At 72.6% G+C, this 5,192-nt stretch carries 4 protein-coding genes; 2 read left to right on the forward strand and 2 right to left on the reverse strand.

Annotated features, from left to right (window positions below):
• Positions 1–607 precede the first annotated feature (607 nt).
• Positions 608–1,810, forward strand: coding sequence for an aminotransferase-like domain-containing protein (locus ACY5KJ_RS17215; protein ID WP_462188693.1), 1,203 nt, complete (start codon positions 608–610; stop codon positions 1,808–1,810).
• Between the two features lie 102 nt (positions 1,811–1,912).
• Here ACY5KJ_RS17215 and ACY5KJ_RS17220 read toward each other — a convergent pair whose 3' ends face one another.
• Both ACY5KJ_RS17220 and ACY5KJ_RS17225 read right to left on the reverse strand, forming a co-directional pair.
• Positions 1,913–2,629 carry an SRPBCC family protein gene (locus tag ACY5KJ_RS17220; protein WP_462188691.1) on the reverse strand — a complete coding sequence of 239 codons (717 nt, stop codon included), beginning with the start codon at positions 2,627–2,629 and terminating at the stop codon, positions 1,913–1,915.
• Between the two features lie 2 nt (positions 2,630–2,631).
• A complete protein-coding gene (locus ACY5KJ_RS17225) occupies positions 2,632–3,363 on the reverse strand; it encodes an ArsR/SmtB family transcription factor (protein ID WP_462188690.1) in 732 nt (243 codons plus the stop codon).
• Positions 3,364–3,624: 261 nt separating this feature from the next.
• Here ACY5KJ_RS17225 and ACY5KJ_RS17230 point away from each other — a divergent pair, with 261 nt between their 5' ends.
• Complete coding sequence (locus ACY5KJ_RS17230; protein WP_462188689.1) at positions 3,625–4,659, forward strand: siderophore-interacting protein; 1,035 nt, start codon at positions 3,625–3,627, stop codon at positions 4,657–4,659.
• Positions 4,660–5,192 lie beyond the last annotated feature (533 nt).

A 5,192-nucleotide genomic window follows, 5' to 3' on the forward strand; every position in this document is an offset into this window, starting at 1 on the left:
GAAGGAACCCTGGCCGGTGCCGGGCGACCGGACTCCCGGCGACCAGCGCGACACTCAGAGTCGACGACACTCGACTCCGCCAGACTGTATCAGTTCGATGTCCGACACGCTCCCCTGATCATCTCCCGCCCGATCGCGACCGTCGAGGTCGTGGTCCAGCCGGCAGGCATTCTCTGCGATCCGGGCGCTCTATTTCTGTTCCATGAGTTCCGCATAAACCACTGCGACAGGAGAATTCCCCGTCGCCATTCCGTCCAGGTCCGCAGTCTGGCTTTCTCCGTGCGGACGTCTTACCCACGCCGTCGGCGTTCGGTGCCTGTTCACGAGCAGCCCCCTCAACCAGCCCGATCGGAGACATCGTCTGCGCCCGAGACGAAGGGGCATGATGACCTCTGCCATCCCCATTCCTGGTGAACGTGCTGCTCGGCCTGCTCGGAGTCGCGGGCGGCCACGTGAGCCGGCGCCGATGGCTATGATCGCCAGAAAGTCCAGGATGCGGGAAGCACAGTCCACATGCTGGAACGCCGCTGTACGGCCGTCCCGGCGGTTGGCGGCGAGTGGTCGTGTACGTCGGGGAGAACCCGGAGAAGGAGTTCGAGGAGCCGCCATGACCAACGCCGCTCCACCCGCCGCTGCGGTGCCCGGTCTCGCCGCCCGAGCCGGCGCCGTGCGCACCTCGCCAGTGCGGGAGATCCTCGCGCTGACCGCCCGCCCGGAGGTGATCTCCTTCGCCGGCGGTCTACCCGCTCCCGAGCTCTTCGACGCCGACGGGATCCGGCGCGCCTACGACCGGGTGCTCGCCGAGGAGCCGCGGCGCGTGCTGCAGTACTCCGCCACGGAGGGCGACCCGGACCTGCGCCAAGCGGTCGCGGACCGCCTGGCGCGCCGCGGCCTGCCCACCCGAGCGGACGACCTGCTGATCACGAAGGGCTCGCAGCAGGCCCTGACGCTGCTGTCGGCGGCGCTCGTGGAGCCGGGTGACGCGGTCCTCGTGGAGGATCCGACCTATCTGGCTGCCCTGCAGTGCCTCGGCCTCGCGGGTGCCCGGGTGGTGCCCGTCCCCACCGACGAGCACGGGATCCTCCCCGACCGGCTGGCGGAGACGGTGGCCCGCGAGCGTCCCAGGCTGCTCTACCTGGTGCCGACCTTCCAGAACCCCACCGGTCGGACGCTGTCCGCGGCGCGCCGCGCGGCCGTCGCCCGGGTGGCCGCGGAGCAGGGCCTGTGGATCGTCGAGGACGACCCCTACGGTGAGCTGCGCTTCCAGGGCACGCGGGAGCCGTGGATCGCGTCGTTCGCCGACGCCGCCGACCGCACCGTCCTGCTCGGCAGCTTCTCCAAGATCATGGCCCCAGGGATGCGACTGGGCTGGCTGCGGGCCCCGGCCATGCTGCGGCGGGCCTGCGTGATCGCCAAGCAGGCCGCGGACCTGCACACCTCCACGGTCGATCAGGCCGCCGCCGCCCGGTATCTGGCCGACGCCGACCCCGACCTGCACATCGCGCGGATGTGCGCCGCCTACCGCGAACGCCGCGACGCGCTCCTCGACGGGCTCGCCTGGGCACTGCCGCCCGGGAGCAGCTGGAACCGGCCCGAGGGCGGCATGTTCGTCTGGGCCCGCCTCCCCGACGGTCACGACGCCACCGCCCTGCTGCCCGGCGTGGTGGAGCACGACGTGGCCTACGTTCCCGGTGCTCCTTTTTTCGCGGGGCCGCCGGACCCCGCGACGCTGCGCCTGTCCTTCACCACGCACCCGCCGGTGGAGATCACGGAGGGATTGACGCGGCTGGCACGGGCGTTCGGAGTATGACCGTCATCCCTGACCGGGTGCCGGTGCCGGCCCGACACGAGCCGGCGGAGATCGGCAAAACGGCGGGGATCGACGGAAAGGCGGGGATCGACGGAAAGGCGCTTAGGCGAACACGTCCTGCAGCCAGTCGGTCCAGGCCTGGGTGGTCTTCGCCTGGTCGGCGCCGGGGGCGAACAGGTGCAGGGCGATGCCGATCGGGGCGCCGAAGGCGTTGCGGCCGAAGAAGCGGTACAGCCCGTCGCCGGTCCGCAGGCCGAGGAAGTGGGGATGCAGGTAGTCGACCACGGCGTCCAGCGGGTCGATGCCCGGGAGGGTGACGCGCAGCGCGTCGCTCTGGCCGACCTCGTCGGCGACGCCGAGCTCGCGGCGCAGCCGGACGAACGCGTCCGGCGCGGTCGAGGACGCCGGCGCGTCGGCCGCGACGTAGGTCACCGGCCGGCGGCTGAAGTACCGCAGGTGCTGGCCGAGCGTGTGCAGGTAGAAGTCGGTGTGCTGGCTGGCGCCGTCGTACTGGTTCTCCCAGTCGTCGACGAAGATCCCGCTGTGGACGTAGCGGAAGGAGGTCATGCCGCCGTCCCGGCCCTCGATCACGTGTTCCAGCTGGTTGAACCAGCCGTCCGCACCCTCCACCCGGGTGACGAGGTGGTGCGGCGGGTCCCAGACGGTGACCGTGCCCCCGAAGGGCGCTGCGCCACCCTGCCGGGGCTCGAACTCCATCGGCCACAGCCATCCGCCGTTACCGGTGGTAACGGCGTCCCAGTACTCCTCCGGGGAGGTGGGCAGCACGCCCTCGCGGCGGATCTCGAACTCACGGGACATCTCTAGTTCTCCTTGGTTGCGGTGGGGCCATCGGTTCCGGTGGGGCCGGCTGCGTTGGTGGGACTGTCGGTGCCGGTGGGACCGGCGGTGCCAAGGCCGAGGACGTCCTCCCCCGCATCGGACCCCGCATCGGATCCGACAGCCACCCGCTCGGGCCGCGTGACGCTCGGGTGCAGGGCGATGACGAAACGGTGGGAGCGCCCGCCTTCGGCGGTGGTGTCGTGGTACCTGCCGACGAGGGCGGCAACCGTCTCCCCGAGCTCCGTGGCGAACGCGGCGCGGTCCGCGGCGGAAGCGAATCGGATCTCGCTGTCGATCGCGAACGTCGCCAGCCGCTGCCGGGCAGCGGTGGCACCGGTGATGAGGTCGCCGACCTCCCGCACCAGCCGGGCACCGAGCGCGAGCAGCCATCGGGCAGAGCGCTGATCCGGCGACCGGCCGGGATCCGGGGCGACCGCCGGCAACGCGGTCGGCGAGATCACATAGGAGGCCGCCGTCGCCCGTAGTACGCGCTCGGTGCAGTTGCCCCTTCTGCGTTCCTCGACGAGTTCGACCAGCCCGTGACGCTCCAGGGCCCGCAGGTGGTAATTGACCCGCTGACGTGACAGCCCCACGGGAGCGGCCAGGGTGCTGGCCGAACCCGGCTCCGCGAGCGCGGCCAGCAAACTCGCCCGGACCGGGTCGAGCGCGGCCCCCGCGGCGGCCGGGTCATCGATCACTGCGACCTCCAACATGCGCCTCATCGTCCTACCGAAAATTTTCCTTGTCAAGGAGGATGATCCTGTCGGGGCAGATTCGGGGCAGATTCGGGGCAGGTACGGAACGACCGTCGCGCCCCTCCGCGAGTCATCGCCCGAATGGCGGGGCATAGGTTCGTCCTGGAATGCCACCCGGGCTCGCGGAGGTCGGGACGGCCCCGTCCCGGGCCTGAAGCCCGTCCGTGCGGGCCAGAACCAGTCCGGCCCGCGGTCACGAGAGGCAGGACGCAAGAGCCGATGTCGACGTTCGGGCCGGACTCCTCCGTGCCATCCACGCCCCACCCGACCGGACTACCGGACGGGCGCGACGGCCGCCCGTCGGCGTCGGCGGAGAACCGGCCCGCGCCGCGGCACGCCCGGCCGGCCCCGCGCCGGCTGCGGGTCGTCCGCGTCACCCCGCTCACCGGGGACATGGTGACGGTGACGCTCGGTGGGCCGGCGCTGGCCGGATTCTCGCTGCCCCGGGCCGCGCAGCACGTGAAGATCTTCCTGCCGGCCGACGGGCAGACCGAACCGACCGTTCCGGGCTGGGGGCCGGACGGACGACCCGTCTTCCCGGCGGGTGCGCCCCGCCCGATCGTGCGGACCTACACCCCGCGCCGGTTCGACGCTGAGGCCCTCGAACTGGAGATCGAGATGCTCCTGCACGGCGAGGGCCCGGCTGGGCGGTGGGCGGGTACCGCCCGGCCCGGTGACCATCTCGCCATCGCCGGACCGGGGGGTGGATACGAGGTGCGGACGTCGGCCGCGCACCACCTGCTCGCCGCCGACGAGACCGGCCTGCCCGCGCTGGCGACGGTGCTGGAACGGCTACCCACTCGGGTACCGGTGACCGTGGTGGCGGAGGTTCGCGACGCCGGCCGCCAGCGGGCTCTCCCGGTCACCCCCGCGACGACCGTCACCTGGCTGCACCGTAACGGCGGGGTTCCCGGCGCACTGCTGGCCGAGGCCGTCGAGGCCATACCCCTGCCCGCCGGCACCGCGGCCTGGGTGGCCTGCGAGGCCACGGCGGTACGCCGGATCCGCCGTCACCTGCTCGCCTCGGGGCTGGACCGCGCCGACCTGTCGACCCGTGGCTACTGGCGGCTGAGCGCGGCGGACCATCCCGATCATGACTACGGGGAGGGCGAGGCGGCGGATGTCACCCGCGGCGGCGAGGGACGGATCGATCGGCTGCGCCGCACCCTCGGGCCGCTGAAGCAGCGTGCCGAAACCACCGCGCGCGGCCTCGGCGCGACCGTGAAGGCCCGCGCCGCCGAGCGCCGGCGGTGACCGGGTCGGCACCTGCTTCGACCACCCGATCCTCGACCACCCGATCGTGGGTGCGGCATTTCGGTGGGACGCGTCCCAGGGCCCTCGCCCGCCAAACTCGCCCGCCAAACAACCCGTAGCCGACGCAACCGGGCTCCGTCACGGCGGGCAACCCGACCGCATGGCAGGCTGGTCACGTACCAGCGCGCACCGCCCGACCACGGGGATCCACCGCGCCACGGCATTCCATTCCGACAAGCCGTCGCACGGGCAAGGCGACGAACGGACCGGACGACGGCGCTCGGGGACGACCCACCGGGGAACGACGGCACGGGGTGGCGGGTGGACCCGGCACGCGAATGGTGCCCGTCGGCGAAGAGGGGCCCATGACGGAGGACAGCGCGAGACCCCCTGCCGGGCCTCCCATCGTCGGGGAACCCGGGTCGGTGAATCTGCCGGCTCCCCGGGTGACCGCGCTACCCCGGCGGGGTCCGGCGGCCGGCGCCCACCGTGATCCGCTCCGGCTCCCGCACCTGGTCGGCCCGCCCCCCGGG

The organism is Frankia sp. CcWB3 (genome assembly GCF_977927595.1).